Genomic DNA, 17,958 nt, shown 5'->3' on the forward strand with positions numbered 1-17,958 from the left:
TTACAATTTCGCCTTATGAAAACACACTAATGTCTCCGAGTCCTTCCCGGATTATTTCAAATCCATCGCTGTCGGCTTTCACGATCGTCGAAGCAATGTTCCCGCCGTAACCGCCGTCAATCACGATGTCCACCTGATGCTGGAATTTTTCGTAAATCAGTTCAGGATCAGTGGAATACTCGATGATCTCGTCATCGTCCTTGATAGATGTTGTTACGATCGGATTTCCCAGTTCTTTTACGATCAGTCGTGCAATGTTATTATCAGGGACTCGGATTCCTACGGTTTTCTTGTTGGTATTCAAAAGTTTGGGAACCGCTGTTGTGGCTTCCAGGATAAAGGTGTAAGGTCCGGGCAAAACCCTTTTCATGATCTTAAAAGCGGAATTATCAACCCGGGCGAAATCTGCTATGTGGCTCAGATCGTAACAAATGAAGGAAAAGTCATTTTTCTGAGGCTTAATCCCTTTAATGCGGGCGATTTTTTCAACAGCTCTGGAATTGTAAATGTCGCATCCGAGTCCATAAACAGTGTCCGTTGGATATATAACCAGACCGCCATTTCGAAGCACGTCAACGACCTGACGGATTCGTCTTTCGTCAGGATTTTGCGGGTAAATTTTTATGAACTCAGCAGGCATAGGCAATAGCAACTTTTTTGAAATAACACTTCTAAAAGCTAAAACCTTCCTGACTAAGCGCTTTTTTTAAGTTTTTGATGTAAAAACGATAGGCAAAATTGACAGGAAGATGAAGTCTGCACATGAAAACAATGAGCTCTGTTTGCCATCCCGGATTCTCAATGTAATTCAGTAAAACCCGAAAACGAACCGCCAGCTCAAATTCTTGTGCATACCAGCATTTTCTGATAAATGTACGGATCCGTGCGGCCAAAAGATCAAATTCTTTCTGGTCCCTGTTCAGGTCGTAAGCTTTGTTGCAAACTGCATAATAGGATGCCAGCATACCGCTTCCTTTTTTGTAAACCATCGAAGAAAGCGACGTAGGAACAACGCGCTTTTTGGTGAGGACTGCGTCAAGATAAAAATATTTGTATTTAGCCGCAGAGCGCACCCAGAAGTCAAAATCTTCGAATGTAAGCGTTTCATCATAACCACCGAGTTCAAGCATCGTGCTGGTCCGCATCATCATGGTAGGCGTGCATATGAAGTATCGTTCCAGCACATTTTTATAAACATCGCCGGAAGGGACTTGCCTGATTGCATTGCCATTCGAATTCACTGCGTAATGATTGTCGAGTTCTTTTCCTGCCGGATTAATGTATTTGGCATTGGAAAAAATTACTGCATAATCGTCAGCAAGCAGATCAAATGCTTCCACCTGCTTTTCAATGCGGTCGGGCAGCAGCAGATCGTCGCCCGAAAGATCGATCACGTATTTCCCTTTTGCAATAGAAAGTCCATGATTAAAAGCGGTGCACAGGCCGCAATTTCTTCTGTTTTTGATCAATAAAAAATTCCCTGAAACATTTTTGGACGCCTCAATGGCCAGTAATGTGTCGTCTGTGCTGGCATTGTCAATGACAATGAGTTCGAGGTTTGTGTAAGTCTGGTCAAATACAGATTTGAGTGTTTCAGCAATGTATTTTTCCTGGTTGTAGGCTGTCAGGATAACAGTCACTAGTGGTTTTTCCTTTTCTTTCATTTTCAACACGCAGTATCGCGATTCCGGTCCCCACAGCCTTGTTTTTAGTTTTTTATGAAGCTGTAAGAAACAAAATTAGCAACAAACGAACGATGTCAGAAAAGTAATTAGTTTGCGGTAAATCACCGTTTCCCAATGGTTTTTGCCCTCGCTGCAGTGTTGATTCCGGCATTGATTTCAAAACCAAGAATGATCACAAAGGCCAGCAGATAAAGCCAGATCATGAGCGCGATCATCGTTCCGATGGAGCCGTAAAGCTTGTTATAAGAGCTGAAACGGGAAAGGTAAAATGAAAATCCGTAGGTCGCCAACATGATCAGGACAGAGGAAATAATGGCTCCCGCATTGATAAAACTGAATTGCCTGCCATGAGAAGGAGCATACCTGTAAATCATTGAAATAGTAAGCATTAACGATCCAAAACTGATCAAATAACGCGTAATGTTCAGCAAACTGATCATCCAGGTTTCACGCACAATGTTCCACTCGCTCAAAATATGCATCACCCCATCGCCCACGATTAGCAGAATAATGGAAACAAAAAGCACAACGATCAGCAGTAATGTCAGCAGCGTTGCAATGCCTCTCAATTTCAGAAAACCACGCGTATCATTGTCATCATAAACCATATCAAAGGACCGCATTAACGACATCATTCCGTTCGTCGACGCAATCATGGCGAAAATAAAACCGAATGATAGCACGCCGCTTCTTGGCCTGCTGATGATGTCCATAATGGTCTGGTCGGCATCGTCATAAATCCCACTCGGGAGATTTTCACGCAGCAAATCCATAATTTGCTGATCCAGATGCTCAATGGGAATGTAGGGAATTAATGTAAAGAGGAAGATCACCGCCGGGAACAATGCCAGCGTGAGACTGTAAGCAACCGCCGACGCACGCTGGTCAATGTCGTATTTCCGGTTGCTCCTCACCAGGTTCACCAGAATGTCGTACAAAGAAACTGTCCCGCCCAGGAATACGGTTTGCTGTAACCAAACGATTAACCGTTTAATTTGGCGGTTCTTTAACAGTTTCTCAAGCATAGGCAATTACATTAGATTTCAAAATACGGTCTCAGCTTGTTAAGGAGCTTCTCGGGGGCCATGCAAAGCTTTCCATTGTCACGCCGCTGAAAAACCAGGGTTGTTTCGCCCGTATTCAGCAGCAAATTCAGCTGATTGCGGATCTCATAATGGAAGACAACTCTTATGCCAGGCATTTCCTGTAACGTAACCCGAATGTTTAATTCGTCATCGTATCGGGCGGGTTTAATATAACGCGAGCGGTTCTCATAAACCGGCATCATTACGCCCTCGTCCTCCATCACTTTGTAATGAAAATCCAGACTGCGCAGTGCCTCTACCCTGCCGATCTCGTAATAACGCGCATAATTTCCATAATACACATATCCCATCTGATCCGTATCCGCGTACCGGACCCTTACGCCCTTCACTTCGTGAATGAACATTATTTCATGATTTTAAGGCGGTTCAACTCAGCCTGATACATGCGTGCATTGTTCAGGTGATCCGCATAATTGGTCGCAAATGCATGGTAACCGGAAAGATCCGCCTTTGCGCACATATAAACATAATCGTGCTTGTCGTAATTCAGCACAGCATTCAGCGAATTAAGGTCTGCAACACGGATCGGGCCGGGAGGCAAGCCTACATTTACATACGTGTTATATGGGGATTTTATCAAAAGCTGACCATTCAAGATCCGCTTGATTGCGAAATCCTGTAATGCAAACTTAATAGTCGGATCAGCCTGCAAAGGCATTTGCGCATTCAGGCGGTTCATGTAAAGTCCTGCCACTTTGGCCCTTTCATCCACTTTCCGTGCCTGTTCTTCTTCCACAATAGAAGCTAAAATTGAAACCTGAACGGGTGTTAATCCAATGGCTTTTGCTTTTGCGGTTCTTTCTTCATTCCAATATTTCTTATACTCGCTGTGCATCCGGTCCAGGAATTTCTCCGTGCCGGTTGTCCAGTAAATCTCATAAGTATTGGGTAAAAACATAGAAACAATCGTCAGCGTATCGAGTCCGTATTTATTACAAACCGCAGGATCGTTCAAAGCCTTCCTGAAACCTTCTTCCCCAAACTCAAAACGGCTGCCAATTCTGGTGATTAAATCCTCTTTCAGCCTGATGTTGTTAAAAGTCAGCTTCACAGCATCCTGATTCCCGGCTGAAAGCTTCTTAACCACTTCGTAGTTGTTGGAATTAGGCTTGATCACATATTTTCCCGGCTTAACCTTCTCAGGATAATTCAAAAGTTTGGCCAAAAACTGAAACGAAATATGGTCATTGATCACATCATGCTTGTTCAATGAGTCCAAAACGGTTTTATATGTAGCCTTTTCAGGGATCAGCAAAGCAAAGCTCGTTTGCTTATCCATTTGCAGATTCGGTGTTTTGAAGATCTGCCAAAAGTAAAATGTAAATGTGGTGGTAAGAATTGCTATCGTAACAAACAACCCTACTTTGAAATTACGCGACATAAGTGATACGGCTAATTATAAATTGATTTCAAAGGGTATGCCAAATCTTTTGGCCAACTCCTCCAATGACAAAACGACGGGTTCGAGCAAATGAATGCCATTTACGCTGCGGTCCGCTTCACTTTCGCGCTCAGGGTCACCGGGAATGAGCACTTTCTGGCCATCCACAGCCCGTGCGCCTCGGAATGCTTTGATCCACTTGTCCATATCCTGCTTAAACTCCTCGGCGGGACGAAAACCATCCACGCGCATGGCGCCCAGGAAGTGTCCCGTTCCCAATCCTACGCCTTGCTGTGCTGTCATAAATCCGGCTGTCGCAAATGGCGGAACCCACGGGCCAAAGTTAGCACCCGAAAGGACACCTGAAAATATATCCACAATGGCTCCCAGTCCATAACCTTTGTGGCTTCCGTGCTCCCGGTCAGAGCCCAGCGGAAGCAAACCTCCCCCACTTTTCACAGCATTGGAATCTGTTGTAGCATTTCCCTCCGCATCCTGCGCCCAACCGAGCGGAGCAGGTAAACCTTTGCGCTGCAATATTTCAAATTTACCGTAAGCAACCGCCGTCGAAGCAAAATCTGCAACAAATGCAGGTTCTGTCAAAGCTGGCACGGCAACGGCTATCGGATTGGTTCCCAATAATTTATCCAATGAAAAAGTCGGCGTTACCAATGGTGCAGCATTCGTCATGGTCCAGCCGATCATATCCTTTTCCAAAGCCAGCATCGCATGATATCCTGCAATGCCAAAATGGTTTGAATTACGAACAGAAACCCAGCCGGAACCGACTTTTTCAGCCTTTTCCATCGCAATTTCCATCGCTTTCGGCGCAACTACCAAACCTAATCCCCGGTCACCGTCCACAACAGCGGTGCTCGGCGTTTCGTAAACCACTTTCACTTCCGGCGTTGGATTAAGCCTTCCATGATCGTAAAGACGCACATAACCGGCCAAACGGGCAATGCCGTGGGAATCCACGCCACGTAAGTCGGCACTTATCAGGACCGTTGAAGCGAGTTTAGCCTCTTCCGACGAGCATCCGATGGCAAGAAAAACCTCCTCCGTGAAATGTTTTAAATAACTGGCCTGATACATATACGTCAAATGAGTGAACTTCTTTTTAATTTTGCCTGCATTCCCCGGATTTGCAATCAGGGCGCTGCAAATATCCTAATTCAATTTGCATCGTCCAATATTTCATAGAAATCTGTTCACCTCGACCGCTCTGTCCGCCAGCTAACGGAAACAATCCCAATGGAAAGTAAGAATTCTGTTTTAAAACGCATTATCCGTTATTTTATCCGCGGACTGGTCCTTGTGGCGCCTTTATACGCGACAGGACTGATCATCTGGACCGGCATCGAATATTTGGATAACATTATTTCGATTGACATTCCCATTTCCAATAATGAATACGTCTATCTGCCCGGTCTGGGCATTTTGCTGATCATTCTGTTCATCATTTTACTGGGATTTTTCTTCTCGACCATTGTTCCGCAGTCGTTTTTAAAATTCGCCGAAAGCATTATGCGGCGCATTCCGCTGGTGAGTCTGATTTATTATTCGATCAAAGACCTGATCCTGGCTTTTGTGGGGGACAAAAAGAAATTCAACCAGCCCGTGCTGGTGACCATGTACAAGGAAACGCAGATTAAAAAGATTGGCTTTATTACACAAACAGATCTCAGTCACCTGAACATTGCAGACCATGTGGCTGTTTATATGCCCCTATCCTACTCATTATCAGGTGAGTTGTTCATTGTTCCCGCGGAGCACGTCATGTTGCTGGATGCAAGTTCAACGGATGTGATGAAAATGCTCGTTTCGGGCGGTGTTTCCGTAAAAGTTCCGCGGGAGGAAACCGCTGAGGGAGATTAATTTACACTTAAAATATGAGCAACAATGCAACACTTTTGCCCGTTTAAAAGAATGATTCCCTATATTTGAACCATTCTTTTATTGCTATGAGACAGCTTTTCGTTATCGTCATTTTACTAGTCACAGGGAGTCTCCAGGCCTGGTCGCAGGACCATTATGATGCCAGAAAGGCACTCACGAGCGAAGAACTTTTTCTCAAACAAGGCAATACAAGCCGCGTGATTGCAACGCCCGGACAAAAATACCTGGTGCTGGACGCCTCCCCGATGATCGGCGGTTTTCACAGATACCGCTTTTTTCCCGGCGACAACATCAAGTTCCGGATGCACAACGAAACCATCCGCTTCAACGAAACCATAGCCAGCGTCAGTGATTCATCTTTCAGCATTGCCATTATCAATGAGGCAGTTGGAAGAATGGATTATCAGGAAATCCTTTTAAAAGATATCCGCCTGATGAAAGTGTCCCGTCGAATTCCTTTCATTTCGCAATTAGCCCCATTACTGCCGCTCGCCGGGCTGATTTATGTTGGGGCCGATTTTTTCAACAAAGGAATTGACGACAAAAGATTTACAACCGATGCATCTTCACTGGTTGTAGGCGGCGCATTTATTGCAGCAGGTTTTGTTTGTTACAAACTGACTTTCTCGTCGCTTAAAATAAACAGCAGGAATAAACTGAAAGTCCTGGAAACATATTAATACTTACCGAATTACGTGAAATCCATTCTAGTCCACCCACCCCAAAAATCCATACGCGCAGAAATACGACTTGCGGCATCCAAAAGTGAATGCAACCGTGCTTTGATCATCAATGCCCTGACCGGTTTTAAATGCGAGCTTTCCAATATTTCCGAAGCCCGCGACTCGCAAACCATGCTCAGGCTGCTCAGTTCGAATGAAACGGTGGCGGATGTGATTGATGCAGGAACCACAATGCGTTTTCTGACAGCCTATTTTGCAGTGACTGATCAGACCAAAATCATGACCGGCACGCCGCGCATGTGTGAAAGGCCGATTGGGATTCTGGTGGATGCGTTAAGGTTTTTAGGAGCAGACATTGAATACGAAAAAGAAACAGGTTACCCACCGCTGAAATTGAATGGTTTCGCCTATTCCGGCCAAAACGAAATCGTCATGCGCGGGGATGTGAGCAGCCAATATATTTCAGCATTGCTGCTGATCGCGCCCGGTTTGCCTAGTGGCTTGAAAATCAAGCTGGAAGGCGAAGTCGGATCAAAGCCTTATATCGAAATGACATTGAATCAAATGGCGCATTTTGGTATAGAATACAAAGCGGATTGGCATACGAACACCATTATAATCCCTCCTTTCAAATATCAGCCGCACCCTTATGCCATCGAGTCGGACTGGTCGGGGGCGAGTTACTGGTACAGCATTGTGGCGCTGGCCGATGATGCCGAGGTGGAATTGTTAGGGTTGAAAAAGGATTCATTGCAGGGTGATAGCGCTATTGTTGACATTATGCGTCATCTGGGCGTGGAAAGTGTTTTTACGGAAAGAGGTGTTTTTTTAACTAAAATTGCCCCTGCGGCATCCATAGGCTGGGATTTCACAGATTGCCCGGACCTGGCACAAACCGTCGCTGTTTGCTGCGCAGTAAAAGGCATCACATTGTCCTTAACTGGCATTGAAAGCTTAAAAATAAAGGAAACCGACCGTGTTTTTGCCTTGCAGCAGGAACTGCAAAAGTTGGGCGCCACGCTGACCGAAGTGGAGAAAAACCATCTTTACGAAGTGTCGCGCATTTCAGGTTTTGAATCAAAAGAAACTCCATCCATCCACACCTATGATGACCACCGCATGGCCATGGCATTTGCGCCTGCCGGCATGGTGGCTCCTATCATTATCGAAGAACCAGGCGTTGTTGTGAAATCGTATCCTGGTTACTGGAAAGACCTTTCGGTGGTTACAACCTGGGAAGAGGTCTGACCTTCCGATCATTTAAATCCTGAGTTCATGGAAAATGTTGCCTCGTTCTTTGCTTCTATCCCCATATGGGTATACCTGATTTTGATCCCCGTTATCATTGCGATCAGGGACATTTTGCAGCGGAAGCATACGATTCAGCATAACTTCCCTTTGGTAGGCCATTTTCGTTACATGCTGGAAACGATCGGGCCTGAACTGCGCCAATATATTGTCGCCAACAACCGGGAGGAACTTCCTTTCAACCGGCGCCAGCGCTCGTGGATTTATGCTTCCTCCAAAAAAGAAAACAATTACCAGGGTTTTGGCACAGACCAAAACATGCAGGAAGCCGGTTATGTGCTGATAAAGCCAGCAATGCTGCCTTTCAGGCTGGATTCAACGCACAGCCACCATGTTAAGAATGGTAATGATCCGCATCATTACACCATTCCATCTGCCAAAGTAATCGGTGAATTTCACAACCGAAAGCGCCCTTATCGGCCGCGTTCCATTGTCAATGTGAGCGCAATGAGCTTTGGTTCGCTTTCCTCGCGTGCTATTGAATCGTTAAACAAGGGTTCGTTCCAATTTGGCAATTATCACAACACCGGCGAAGGCGGATTGTCGCCTTACCACAAGTTTGGGGCGGATGTGGTTTTCAATATGGGGACTTCCTATTTTGGTGTCCGTGATCACGACGGCAATTTTGTCATGGAAAAGCTTGTGAAAATGACACAGCTTAATCCATTCGTGCGATTGATCGAGCTGAAACTTTCACAAGGCGCAAAACCGGGCAAAGGCGGCGTATTGCCTGCCAGCAAGATCTCGGCCGAAATTGCAGAGATCCGCGGCGTGCCCATCGGGAAAGATGTGGTTTCCCCTCCCTACCACAGTGCATTTTCCAATGTGAAGGAAATGGTTGATTTTATTGAAGCCATGGCAGCTGAAACAGGCTTACCGGTCGGGTTGAAATCGGCTGTGGGTAAGACGGATATGTGGGAAGAACTGGCGGATATTATGGCCGAAACGGGCAAAGGCCCCGATTTTATCACTATTGATGGCGGTGAAGGAGGAACAGGCGCAGCGCCCCCTTCTTTTGCCGATCACGTTTCGTTACCATTAGTTTTCGCTTTCAGCACTGTTTATAAAATTTTCCAGAAAAGAAACCTAACTGACAAGATCACTTTCATTGCCTCCGGTAAGCTGGGACTTCCCGCCCAGGCAGTTATGGCATTTTCTATGGGCGCGGACATTATTAACGTTGCCCGCGAGGCAATGATGTCGATTGGCTGCATTCAGGCGCAAACTTGTCACACCAACCGCTGTCCGACCGGCATTGCTACCAACAACAAATGGCTCGAAGCGGGCATTGACCCAACATTGAAAAGCGAGCGTTTCAACAGCTACATGAGCACGCTGGCAAAGGAAATTATTGAAATCACGCACGCTACCGGTTACGAACATCCGTGTCAGTTCGGAATGAATGACATTGATATTTCAATGGGCGATCATAATAAAACAATTACATTGGCAGACAATTACGGATATTTGAAAACCATTGTCCCCTATTCCGGCATTCGCGCGCTGCTCGACTGTCCGCATTTAGGAGGCCGAAAGATTCCTGGTGAAAAGACAGTCTAAATTTGACAACCATGATCCGAACTATACTAAGCACACTCACAGCCACATTTCTTTGTTTAAACCTTTGTTTTGCGCAAAGTAACCCGCGTTATTTTGTTCTGTTCAAAGACAAAAACAAGTCAACATTTTCAGTGGATAAGCCCGCTGAATTCCTTTCTGCACGCGCCATTGCAAGAAGAACCCGGCAGAACATTTCCATAACAACCCACGATTTCCCTGTCAATCCGGGTTATGTTTTCGCGATCAAGCAACTTGGTGCTTCCGTCATTTTCACATCCCGCTGGTTCAATGGCGCTGTGGTGGAGGCCACTGCTGCGCAACTGGCCAACATTAAAAAATTGCCGTTTTACAAAAGCATCGAATTCGATCTGCCCGTTGCCAACATTATTGGAAAATCTCCTGGCGTTGAGCGCATAGCAGCTAAACTGGAAGCTGAGGAAGACCTGAATTACGGAAATATGAATGCGCAACTCGCATTAATGGACGTTCCGCAACTGCATACCAAGGGTTTTCACGGAGAAAATATGCTGATCGCCATCCTGGATAACGGTTTTTTGAATGCAGATCAGGTTGGGTTTTTAAAGCCACTTCGTGACGCAAAAAAAATTGTTGATACTTATGATTTCATGGGCAGAGAAACCAATGTTTTCAACGATGGATCGCATGGTTTGCACGTCATGTCCACTATGGCAGCCAATCAACCGGGATCTATGATCGGTGCAGCATTTGAGGCAAATTACGCGCTTTACCGCACAGAAAATGACTTTCTTGAATCGCCTTATGAAGAAATTACCTGGCTTATGGCCGCCGAACGCGCGGATAGTGTAGGTGCGGACGTAATCAATTCTTCCCTGGGTTACAGCGAATTCGATGCGGAATTTGACAAGCCAGAATACAACTACACATATCAGGATCTCGACGGGAAAACCACCATTGTCAGTCGTGCGGCACGTTATGCTACGCGCACGGGCATGCTGGTGGTGTGTTCGGCCGGTAATGAGGGAAATAAGGTTTGGCGGTATGTCACTGCGCCCGCAGATGTTGATTCTGTGTTAACTGTCGGTGCCACTAATTACGAACGCGTTTATACCGCATTAAGCTCTGTCGGGCCTAATGCAGCAGGTCAGCAAAAGCCTGATGTGGCAGCCGTTGGTTTAGGATCGGTAATTGGTAACGCATCCGGCAATGTGGCCAGCAGCAACGGCACGTCATTTTCGTCCCCATTGATCGCTGGTTTTGCAACGATTTTATGGCAGGCTTATCCCAATCTATCTGCGCAGCAACTCATTAATGTTATCAAGAAATCGGGGCATCAGGCAAGTGCGCCGGATAATATGCTGGGTTACGGCGTTCCCAGCGCTGTAAAAGCGGAGCAGATCATTCAGGAAGACTACACGCCATTGGGAACGGAAGGCGATTTATTGAAAGAAATAGTGCTGTCGCCCAATCCCGTGCTGGACAATGCAAGCCTTACTATTCCACCACATTTGATCGGCAAAAAAGCAACGCTTAGTCTTTACGGGTTAAATGGAGCAGCGTTAAGTGTTTCAGAAGCAAGGCTGACCAGTGTGCAATCCATAGCTGCAAATCAATTATCTGCGGGACTGTATCTGGTTAAAATCCGCATTGATAGTCATGAAAAAGCATTGAAATTCATCAAGCAGTAACCTTGCGGATCATTCGCACAACAGACTCAGAATCATTTAATTGCCTCACATTGTCCAGAGGAATCCACTGCACATCCAGGGATTCATCATTCACCACGATGTCCTGGCCAGGAGCAGCTTTAAAAGCAAACCGGATGTCGAAATGGTTATGCGCAGGAAGACCTTTTCTTTCCGGAATAAGGTGAATGTCAACGTCAAAGATGCCCTGCTTATACAATTCTAAATGTTTAATTCCGGTTTCCTCCCAAATCTCTTTACGTGCAACCTGCTCTGTATCAGGATCTCCATCACAATGTCCGCCCGGCTGTAACCAGCGTCCCAGTTTTTGGTGATGCATGAGCAGAACCGATTGCCCGTCCGCGGAAAGCACAAGTCCCGAAGCCGTTACATGGCCGATTTCCAGCGACCGCTCGAAGCAATCGGGATGCTTTTTCACAAATGCGATCGTATCCAGATACATTTCTTTTTCCAGTCCATTTTCCGGCGTATATGCATTCAGGAGGGCAAGCAAACTATTCCGCTTCATGTAGGCTATGTGATTTTTTCATTCTAATTTCACCACAAGTTTAATACTTCAAGAAATAAACCACCTTATTAAGAAATGAAAAAGTATTTATTATCGGTTTCCCTTGCCGCATTATTGGCCACCACAGCCATCGGACAGCGCACGCCACAAGCCAGTCCCGCCGCCACGGTCATGCAAAGCATTGGCGTTACTGATTTCACTGTAAAATATTCACGTCCAGCCCTGAAAGGCAGAAAAGTTTTCGCCGACAGTTCAGCTTTAGCACCCTATAACCAGATCTGGCGCACGGGAGCAAATATGGCGACCATATTCGAAGCCGGAACAGATTTTTCGTTTGGAGGAAAAAAAGTGCCTGCCGGAAAATACGCACTGTTCTCCATCCCATCGGGCGCAGCCTGGACCGTGATTTTGAATAAAAATTTTAATCAGGGCGGCACGCAGGATTATAAAGAATCAGAAGATGTGGCCAGAGTAATGGTCGTTCCAACCTCCGGTGAATTCACCGAAAGCTTCAAGATCAGCATTGAGCCTGCATCGGACAGCACGGGTTATCTGAACATTGCGTGGTCGTCTGTTAATGTTCCCGTTCCGCTTGCCGTGAACACCGAATCGTTAACAATGGCTGGCTTGAACAAAGCGGTTGCAGAAAAACCGGAAGATGTTGCCGCACTGCAAAGCACAGCCGGTTATTTATTATCCAAAGGCAAAGATCTGCAAGTGGCGCTTTCCCTGGCCGATAAAGCGATTGGCCTGAAAGAATCATACTCAAATCTATGGCTGAAAGCACAGATTTTGAGCAAGCTAGGCAAGAATGCAGAAGCGTTGCCAGTCGCTCAGAAAGCATTAACATTTGGAAATACAACGAATGACGTTGCTTTCTCGAGTTTCTACAAAGGACAAATCGAAAACGGAATCAAGCAGATCCAATCCAAAGTTTCCGCCGCCCCCAAACAGGCTGCTGCCTCTGTTAAAGGTAAAAAGAAGAAGTAATTATCACCGAAAAAACCGTGGGACGCTCCAACCGAATTTGACGGCTAAAATCCGGATGGCAATGATGACGAGCGAGGCGGTGATAAACGCAACATTGCGCCCGGCCCCTATTTTATCTAATAACAAATAGCTGCAAGCCCCTGCAAAACAAGCGGTTGCATAAACTTCTTTGCGGTAAATGATCGGAATTTCGTTGGTCATCATATCGCGGATCACGCCGCCCATGGTGGCTGTGAAAACACCCATAATAACGGCTATTTCGGGCCGTATGCCCAGATGAAGCGCTTTTTCTGTTCCTACTATGGTGAATAAGGCAATCCCGAATGTATCGAACAGAAAAAGCGTCTTGCGAAGTTTTAAAAGGAATTTGTAAAATATAAAAGTGACCAGAATCCCAGCCATAATGGCATAAATGATCGTAATGTCACTGATCCAGACGAGGGGATAACTATCAATCAGAATGTCGCGCAATGTTCCTCCGCCAATCGACGAAATGAATGCGGTGAAACTCGCGCCAAACCAGTCCTGATGCTTCTGATCTTTCACGGCCAGGGCGCCGGAAATAGCGAAAGCAAATGTCCCAATGATCTCTAAAATATATTGAATACTCATCCGGCGAAATTGCTAAACCGCAACAGGCGCTTTGATGCCCGGCCAGGGACTGTAATCTTGCAGTTCAAAGTCTTCGAATTTGAAATCAAAAACACTTTTAACATCCGGGTTAATGACCATTTTGGGAAGCGCGCGCGGCTCACGGCTGAGCTGCAGGCCCACTTGTTCCAAATGATTGAGATAAATGTGCGTGTCGCCACCGGTCCAGATAAAATCACCCAGATCGAGGTCGCATTCCTGCGCGATCATCATGGTAAGCAATGCATAACTCGCAATGTTAAACGGAACACCCAGGAAAACATCCGCGCTGCGCTGGTAAAGCTGGCAGGATAGTTTTCCCTTCATTTCACCTGCATCTTCATCCGGCGGAGCAACATAAAACTGGAACAGCGCGTGACAAGGCTGCAATTTCATTTCAGACAACTGTGAAGGGTTCCATGCCGAAACAATGATCCTGCGCGAATCAGGCGAGTTTTTGAGTTGTTTCAAAACTTCCTGCAACTGATCCACGGTCTTGCCATTGGGTCCTTCCCAACTCCGCCACTGCTTTCCGTAAACCGGCCCGAGATCGCCATTTTCATCCGCCCATTCATCCCAGATCGAAACGCCGTTGTCTTTCAGATATTTCGTATTGGTATCGCCTTTCAAAAACCACAAAAGCTCGTGGATGATCGATTTGGTGTGCACCTTTTTAGTGGTAACCAACGGAAATCCGTCTTTCAGGTTGAAGCGCATTTGATAACCAAAAACACTGACCGTGCCAGTGCCCGTGCGGTCGGTTTTGCGAACTCCGTGTTTGAGTACATGGCGTAACAAATCCTGATATTGCTGCATTGCGATATAATTAATCCTTTTTAAAAGAAGATAATGTTTGTTTAAACGGTCGCGATCTCAACGTCATAAGTGATCGTTGCGAGCGCCTCCAGCTGGGCAGTTGCCGAGCAGTATTTTTCCATGGATAAGCCGATGGCGCGGTTTATCTTACTTTCGTCCAGATTGTTACCGGCGAATTTGAATGTGAGATGGATCTTGGTAAATGGCTTGCGCTGTGTATCCGCCTCCTGCGTACGATCGCCCTCCACACTGACGCGGAAATCGGTGATTTCCTGGCGTTGCTTTTTGAGGATGAGTACTACGTCAATGGCGCTGCAGCTTGCCAAACCCATTAACAACAATTCCATTGGCCGCACGCCCAGGTTACTTCCGCCGATTTCGGGCGAGCCGTCGGTATGGACTTTCACTTCTGAGGAACCACTGCCTTCAAAATGAAAGGCGTCATCAACACGAACGAGTTCTACTTTCATAATCGTTACCCCGTTGTTTCAGCGGGGCTTTTTTAATGGTAAAATGTTTCAAAAGCCATTTGAAGTAACGTCCTCGCGTTTGGCATGACGGTTCAAATGGTTATTATATTTTAATAAGGATTACAACCGGATCAAAGTTCAAATATACTTCATCAAACCCGTTTCGGCTATTTAACCTAATAATTTAAAAAGAAGCATAAACCTCGTATATTCGTTTTATTATGCCGTTTTAAAGGATTTTGATAAAATAAGCGCGAAACGCCATGTGGAAAGAAGACGACAACAAATTGAAGAAGAGCTTCAATTTCAAGGATTTCAAGGAAGCATTTGCCTTTATGACCGAGGTGGCAGAAACAGTTGACGAAATGGACCATCATCCGTTTTGGACCAACACTTATAATAAAGTAACATTTGAATTGAATACACACGACGCAGGCGACATTGTTACAGAAAAAGACAAAAAGCTCGCCGCTGCTATTGATACGATTTTTGAAAAAAATAAAAAATAACTGCGTGGCCGGCCCATTTGCGCCCATTTGCATTCAATGAAACTTTACATAGTCCCCACGCCCATCGGCAACCTGGAAGATATTACACTTCGCGCCATCAATGTTTTAAAAAGTGTGGACGTAGTTCTGGCAGAAGACACCCGGACTTCGGGCAATCTGCTGAAACACCTGGGTATTTCCAAGCCCATGCACAGTTATCACGTTCATAATGAGCACCAAACGGTTACGCGCGTGGTCGAGCGGATCCAAAAGGGCGAAAGTATGGCGCTGGTTTCGGATGCGGGAACGCCTGCCGTGTCTGACCCTGGTTTTTTGCTGGTCAGGGAATGTATCAAACAGGGCATTCAGGTGGAATGTCTGCCCGGACCAACGGCTTTTGTGCCCGCATTGGTTAATTCGGGCTTGCCGAGCGACCGCTTTACTTTTGAGGGTTTTTTACCCCACAAAAAAGGCCGCCAGACGCGCCTGCAAAATCTCACATCCGAAGAACGGACCATGATATTTTACGAATCCCCGCACCGGTTGGTGAAAGCATTACAGCAATTCGCTGAGTTTTTCGGAGCGGACAGGCAGGTTTCCGTAGCCCGGGAATTGACGAAAATATACGAAGAAAACGTCCGGGGTACGCTGGAAGAAGTCATCGCTTACTTTTCAGAAAAGACCATTAAAGGCGAAATCGTGATCATCCTGGCCGGAAAAGTTGAAGAAAAAAAGAAATCAGATAAATATGAGGATTAGCATTTTCAGGTTGGTTGCGTTGGTTGCCATTTTTTTGATCACAAAGACATCCGCAAACGCCCAGTTTGCCACATTAAGCCCGGAAGCAAAGGTTAGTCTGGTCACATTCGGGCCGGGCGACGAACTATATTCGGGTTTTGGACATAGCGTTCTCTGGGTTTACGATCCCGTGTTGCGTATTGATAATGCTTACAGTTACGGAACATTCAGTTTCGATCAGGGCAATTTTTACATCAACTTTATGCGCGGCTATCTGCCATACAGCATTTCGGTTCATCCGCTTGGGCCGCAACTGGATTATTACCGCGCCGAAAACCGCTCCATTTCCGAGCAAGTGCTTAATCTGAGCATTCCTCAAAAACAAAAGCTCTATAATTACCTGGAAACCAATTATCTGCCCCAAAACAGGGTTTATTCATACAAATTTTTCTACGACAACTGCGCCAGCAGGCTGGCTGTTGCATTGAAAGAAGCTTGTGGCGACAGTCTGGTTTACAAAGGCTATACACATGAAAAACTGAGTTTCAGACAGTGGATCGATCGCTATGCATTCAAGCAAAATCCGTGGGCCGACTTTGGTATGGACCTCGCTTTGGGAACTCCCGCAGACGAGATCGCCACGCCCGAACAAGCAACCTTTTTGCCTGATAACCTGGCCATTGCATTCACCGACGCAAGAGTGAAGACCGCTTCGGGCCTGACGCCGCTGGTGAAGTCGACAAATGAATATTTCAAAGCCGAGCCGCGAAATTACACGGGTATTTTTACGCCAATGAATGTCTTCTGGGCTCTTGCAGTGTTGACATTAGGCATCACTTACTGGCAGATCAAAAAGGAGAAGTTGAATTTCCTTTTAGACAAAATACTTTTTTCAATTGTAGGTCTTGCAGGCTGGTTGCTAGCCTTACTATGGTTTGCCACCGAGCATCATGATACCAAATGGAACTACGACATTTTATGGGCGTTTCCGCTCTGGATGCCACTTATTTTTCAGATTTCTAAAAAGAAGAAACCATCCTGGTTCTCGTTCCTGTTGATATTTTACGGATTTCTCTTACTTTGCGCAACAGGTAATCTGTTAAAACATAATTATGTCGTAATCCCGATCATATTGACATTGGTCATCCGGGTTTACTACATGAATAATTCACTCTCTAAAATCCCCCAGAAAGGATAGTATAGTAATGAATCTCGAACAGCTCACACAGCAAACCATAGAAATCGTAAGGCAGGCATCATCCTTTATTCAGCAGGAAGCAGCATTGTTTTCGCGTGACAAAATTGAATACAAAGACCTGAACAATCTTGTTTCCTACGTCGATAAAGAAGCGGAAAAATTGCTGGTGGCCGGCCTTAACGCACTGCTTCCCGAGGCAAGCTTTATCACCGAAGAAGGCACAACCGGCCAGGAACCGGATCCTTCCGCATTAAACTGGATCATTGACCCGCTGGATGGCACTACCAATTTTATCCATGGCATTCCCGTTTATTGCGTCAGCGTAGGATTGGCGAGAGGCAAGGAACTGCTCTTGGGAGTGATCCACGAACCCAGCCTGAACGAAATGTTTTATGCATGGCAAGGCGGCGGCGCGTGGTGCAACGGCAAGCCTATGAAGGTTTCCAACGTAGAATCGCTGGCCGACAGTTTGATCGCAACCGGCTTTCCCTATTATAAATTCGAAAAGCAAAAACGCTATATGTACATTCTCGAACTCCTGATGCAAAAAACGCACGGCATCAGAAGAATGGGAGCCGCAGCCGTAGATCTTGCTTACGTTGCAGCCGGCCGGTTTGATGGTTTTTATGAGTATAACCTCAATTCCTGGGATATGGCAGCAGGTGTGCTGATGATCAAAGAAGCAGGCGGAACCGTAACCGATTTCAATGGCGGCGACAATTATTTGTTCGGAGGAGATATCATCGCAGCCGCAGGAGGCCACAAAGAACTGGTTGAAGTGATCAGAGAAAATTTTTAGGAAAACATTCATCG

At 46.0% G+C, this 17,958-nt stretch carries 20 protein-coding genes; 10 read left to right on the plus strand and 10 right to left on the minus strand.

Going from position 1 to position 17,958, the window contains the following annotated elements; all coding sequences use genetic code 11:
- Positions 1-13 precede the first annotated feature (13 nt).
- From NFI81_RS13325 to NFI81_RS13350, 6 genes are all read right to left on the minus strand, one after another.
- Positions 14-640 (minus strand): L-threonylcarbamoyladenylate synthase, encoded by a 627-nt coding sequence (locus NFI81_RS13325; protein WP_234608099.1) that lies wholly within the window; start codon positions 638-640, stop codon positions 14-16.
- Positions 641-671: 31 nt separating this feature from the next.
- Positions 672-1,664 (minus strand): glycosyltransferase, encoded by a 993-nt coding sequence (locus NFI81_RS13330; RefSeq protein ID WP_234611957.1) that lies wholly within the window; start codon positions 1,662-1,664, stop codon positions 672-674.
- A gap of 122 nt (positions 1,665-1,786) precedes the next feature.
- Positions 1,787-2,710: a YihY/virulence factor BrkB family protein gene (locus NFI81_RS13335; protein ID WP_234611956.1), complete on the minus strand. Its 924-nt coding sequence runs from the start codon at positions 2,708-2,710 to the stop codon at positions 1,787-1,789.
- A gap of 11 nt (positions 2,711-2,721) precedes the next feature.
- Positions 2,722-3,135 (minus strand): acyl-CoA thioesterase, encoded by a 414-nt coding sequence (locus tag NFI81_RS13340; protein WP_234611955.1) that lies wholly within the window; start codon positions 3,133-3,135, stop codon positions 2,722-2,724.
- Positions 3,135-4,172 carry an endolytic transglycosylase MltG gene (gene mltG / locus NFI81_RS13345; RefSeq protein WP_234611954.1) on the minus strand — a complete coding sequence of 346 codons (1,038 nt, stop codon included), beginning with the start codon at positions 4,170-4,172 and terminating at the stop codon, positions 3,135-3,137. The genes NFI81_RS13340 and mltG overlap by 1 nt, the downstream gene beginning before the upstream one ends.
- Positions 4,173-4,187: 15 nt before the next feature.
- Positions 4,188-5,267 (minus strand): Ldh family oxidoreductase, encoded by a 1,080-nt coding sequence (locus NFI81_RS13350; RefSeq protein ID WP_234611953.1) that lies wholly within the window; start codon positions 5,265-5,267, stop codon positions 4,188-4,190.
- Positions 5,268-5,426: 159 nt separating this feature from the next.
- Here NFI81_RS13350 and NFI81_RS13355 point away from each other — a divergent pair, with 159 nt between their 5' ends.
- The 5 genes from NFI81_RS13355 (at position 5,427) to NFI81_RS13375 (ending at position 11,289) form a co-directional block, all read left to right on the plus strand.
- Positions 5,427-6,050 (plus strand): DUF502 domain-containing protein, encoded by a 624-nt coding sequence (locus NFI81_RS13355; RefSeq protein ID WP_234611952.1) that lies wholly within the window; start codon positions 5,427-5,429, stop codon positions 6,048-6,050.
- 86 nt (positions 6,051-6,136) lie between these two features.
- Positions 6,137-6,751 (plus strand): hypothetical protein, encoded by a 615-nt coding sequence (locus NFI81_RS13360; protein WP_234611951.1) that lies wholly within the window; start codon positions 6,137-6,139, stop codon positions 6,749-6,751.
- 15 nt (positions 6,752-6,766) lie between these two features.
- A complete protein-coding gene (locus NFI81_RS13365; RefSeq protein ID WP_234611950.1) occupies positions 6,767-8,002 on the plus strand; it encodes a 3-phosphoshikimate 1-carboxyvinyltransferase in 1,236 nt (411 codons plus the stop codon).
- A gap of 27 nt (positions 8,003-8,029) precedes the next feature.
- A complete protein-coding gene (locus tag NFI81_RS13370) occupies positions 8,030-9,622 on the plus strand; it encodes an FMN-binding glutamate synthase family protein (protein WP_234611949.1) in 1,593 nt (530 codons plus the stop codon).
- An 11-nt stretch (positions 9,623-9,633) separates the two neighbouring features.
- Positions 9,634-11,289 carry a S8 family peptidase gene (locus NFI81_RS13375; RefSeq protein ID WP_234611948.1) on the plus strand — a complete coding sequence of 552 codons (1,656 nt, stop codon included), beginning with the start codon at positions 9,634-9,636 and terminating at the stop codon, positions 11,287-11,289.
- Here NFI81_RS13375 and NFI81_RS13380 read toward each other — a convergent pair.
- On the minus strand, positions 11,279-11,815 hold the full coding sequence (locus NFI81_RS13380) for an NUDIX hydrolase (protein WP_234611947.1): 537 nt from the start codon (positions 11,813-11,815) through the stop codon (positions 11,279-11,281). The genes NFI81_RS13375 and NFI81_RS13380 overlap by 11 nt on opposite strands.
- 75 nt (positions 11,816-11,890) lie before the next feature.
- On the opposite strand from NFI81_RS13380, the gene NFI81_RS13385 reads away from it, so the two are divergent.
- A complete protein-coding gene (locus tag NFI81_RS13385) occupies positions 11,891-12,805 on the plus strand; it encodes a DUF2911 domain-containing protein (RefSeq protein ID WP_234611946.1) in 915 nt (304 codons plus the stop codon).
- A 3-nt stretch (positions 12,806-12,808) separates the two neighbouring features.
- On the opposite strand, the gene NFI81_RS13390 is transcribed toward NFI81_RS13385, so the two are convergent.
- Genes NFI81_RS13390 through NFI81_RS13400 form a run of 3 tightly spaced genes read right to left on the minus strand, consistent with a single transcriptional unit; the run spans position 12,809 to position 14,721 of the window.
- Positions 12,809-13,417: a trimeric intracellular cation channel family protein gene (locus tag NFI81_RS13390; protein ID WP_234611945.1), complete on the minus strand. Its 609-nt coding sequence runs from the start codon at positions 13,415-13,417 to the stop codon at positions 12,809-12,811.
- Positions 13,418-13,429: 12 nt separating this feature from the next.
- On the minus strand, positions 13,430-14,251 hold the full coding sequence (locus NFI81_RS13395; protein WP_234611944.1) for a thymidylate synthase: 822 nt from the start codon (positions 14,249-14,251) through the stop codon (positions 13,430-13,432).
- Positions 14,252-14,292: 41 nt separating this feature from the next.
- Complete coding sequence (locus NFI81_RS13400) at positions 14,293-14,721, minus strand: OsmC family protein (RefSeq protein WP_234611943.1); 429 nt, start codon at positions 14,719-14,721, stop codon at positions 14,293-14,295.
- 263 nt (positions 14,722-14,984) lie between these two features.
- Between NFI81_RS13400 and NFI81_RS13405 the strand changes: the two genes are divergently transcribed.
- Genes NFI81_RS13405 through NFI81_RS13420 form a run of 4 tightly spaced genes read left to right on the plus strand, consistent with a single transcriptional unit; the run spans position 14,985 to position 17,944 of the window.
- The gene (locus tag NFI81_RS13405; protein WP_234611942.1) at positions 14,985-15,230 is read left to right on the plus strand and encodes a 4a-hydroxytetrahydrobiopterin dehydratase; all 246 of its coding nucleotides are present in this window, start codon (positions 14,985-14,987) and stop codon (positions 15,228-15,230) included.
- Between the two features lie 36 nt (positions 15,231-15,266).
- Entirely contained in the window at positions 15,267-15,968 is a 702-nt protein-coding gene (gene rsmI / locus NFI81_RS13410; RefSeq protein ID WP_234611941.1) for a 16S rRNA (cytidine(1402)-2'-O)-methyltransferase, read from the plus strand.
- A complete protein-coding gene (locus NFI81_RS13415) occupies positions 15,958-17,145 on the plus strand; it encodes a lipoprotein N-acyltransferase Lnb domain-containing protein (RefSeq protein WP_234611940.1) in 1,188 nt (395 codons plus the stop codon). Before rsmI ends, NFI81_RS13415 begins: the two co-directional genes overlap by 11 nt.
- A 7-nt stretch (positions 17,146-17,152) precedes the next feature.
- Positions 17,153-17,944: an inositol monophosphatase family protein gene (locus NFI81_RS13420; protein ID WP_234611939.1), complete on the plus strand. Its 792-nt coding sequence runs from the start codon at positions 17,153-17,155 to the stop codon at positions 17,942-17,944.
- Positions 17,945-17,958: the final 14 nt, after the last annotated feature.

It is taken from the genome of Dyadobacter fanqingshengii (genome assembly GCF_023822005.2).
GTDB classification, from domain to species: Bacteria; Bacteroidota; Bacteroidia; order Cytophagales; family Spirosomataceae; genus Dyadobacter; species Dyadobacter fanqingshengii.

Excerpts from the sequence above, each read along its gene's own strand:
- NFI81_RS13400 (WP_234611943.1), bottom strand. The coding sequence starts at position 14,721 with ATGAAAGTAGAACTCGTTCGTGTTGATGACGCCTTTCATTTTGAAGGC.
- NFI81_RS13330 (WP_234611957.1), bottom strand. The coding sequence starts at position 1,664 with ATGAAAGAAAAGGAAAAACCACTAGTGACTGTTATCCTGACAGCCTAC.
- rsmI (WP_234611941.1), top strand. The coding sequence starts at position 15,267 with ATGAAACTTTACATAGTCCCCACGCCCATCGGCAACCTGGAAGATATT.
- NFI81_RS13380 (WP_234611947.1), bottom strand. The coding sequence starts at position 11,815 with ATGAAGCGGAATAGTTTGCTTGCCCTCCTGAATGCATATACGCCGGAA.
- NFI81_RS13355 (WP_234611952.1), top strand. The coding sequence starts at position 5,427 with ATGGAAAGTAAGAATTCTGTTTTAAAACGCATTATCCGTTATTTTATC.
- NFI81_RS13390 (WP_234611945.1), bottom strand. The coding sequence starts at position 13,417 with ATGAGTATTCAATATATTTTAGAGATCATTGGGACATTTGCTTTCGCT.
- NFI81_RS13340 (WP_234611955.1), bottom strand. The coding sequence starts at position 3,135 with ATGTTCATTCACGAAGTGAAGGGCGTAAGGGTCCGGTACGCGGATACG.
- NFI81_RS13375 (WP_234611948.1), top strand. The coding sequence starts at position 9,634 with ATGATCCGAACTATACTAAGCACACTCACAGCCACATTTCTTTGTTTA.
- NFI81_RS13350 (WP_234611953.1), bottom strand. The coding sequence starts at position 5,267 with ATGTATCAGGCCAGTTATTTAAAACATTTCACGGAGGAGGTTTTTCTT.
- NFI81_RS13385 (WP_234611946.1), top strand. The coding sequence starts at position 11,891 with ATGAAAAAGTATTTATTATCGGTTTCCCTTGCCGCATTATTGGCCACC.
- NFI81_RS13405 (WP_234611942.1), top strand. The coding sequence starts at position 14,985 with ATGTGGAAAGAAGACGACAACAAATTGAAGAAGAGCTTCAATTTCAAG.
- NFI81_RS13420 (WP_234611939.1), top strand. The coding sequence starts at position 17,153 with ATGAATCTCGAACAGCTCACACAGCAAACCATAGAAATCGTAAGGCAG.
- NFI81_RS13415 (WP_234611940.1), top strand. The coding sequence starts at position 15,958 with ATGAGGATTAGCATTTTCAGGTTGGTTGCGTTGGTTGCCATTTTTTTG.
- NFI81_RS13395 (WP_234611944.1), bottom strand. The coding sequence starts at position 14,251 with ATGCAGCAATATCAGGATTTGTTACGCCATGTACTCAAACACGGAGTT.
- NFI81_RS13325 (WP_234608099.1), bottom strand. The coding sequence starts at position 640 with ATGCCTGCTGAGTTCATAAAAATTTACCCGCAAAATCCTGACGAAAGA.
- NFI81_RS13370 (WP_234611949.1), top strand. The coding sequence starts at position 8,030 with ATGGAAAATGTTGCCTCGTTCTTTGCTTCTATCCCCATATGGGTATAC.
- NFI81_RS13360 (WP_234611951.1), top strand. The coding sequence starts at position 6,137 with ATGAGACAGCTTTTCGTTATCGTCATTTTACTAGTCACAGGGAGTCTC.
- NFI81_RS13335 (WP_234611956.1), bottom strand. The coding sequence starts at position 2,710 with ATGCTTGAGAAACTGTTAAAGAACCGCCAAATTAAACGGTTAATCGTT.
- mltG (WP_234611954.1), bottom strand. The coding sequence starts at position 4,172 with ATGTCGCGTAATTTCAAAGTAGGGTTGTTTGTTACGATAGCAATTCTT.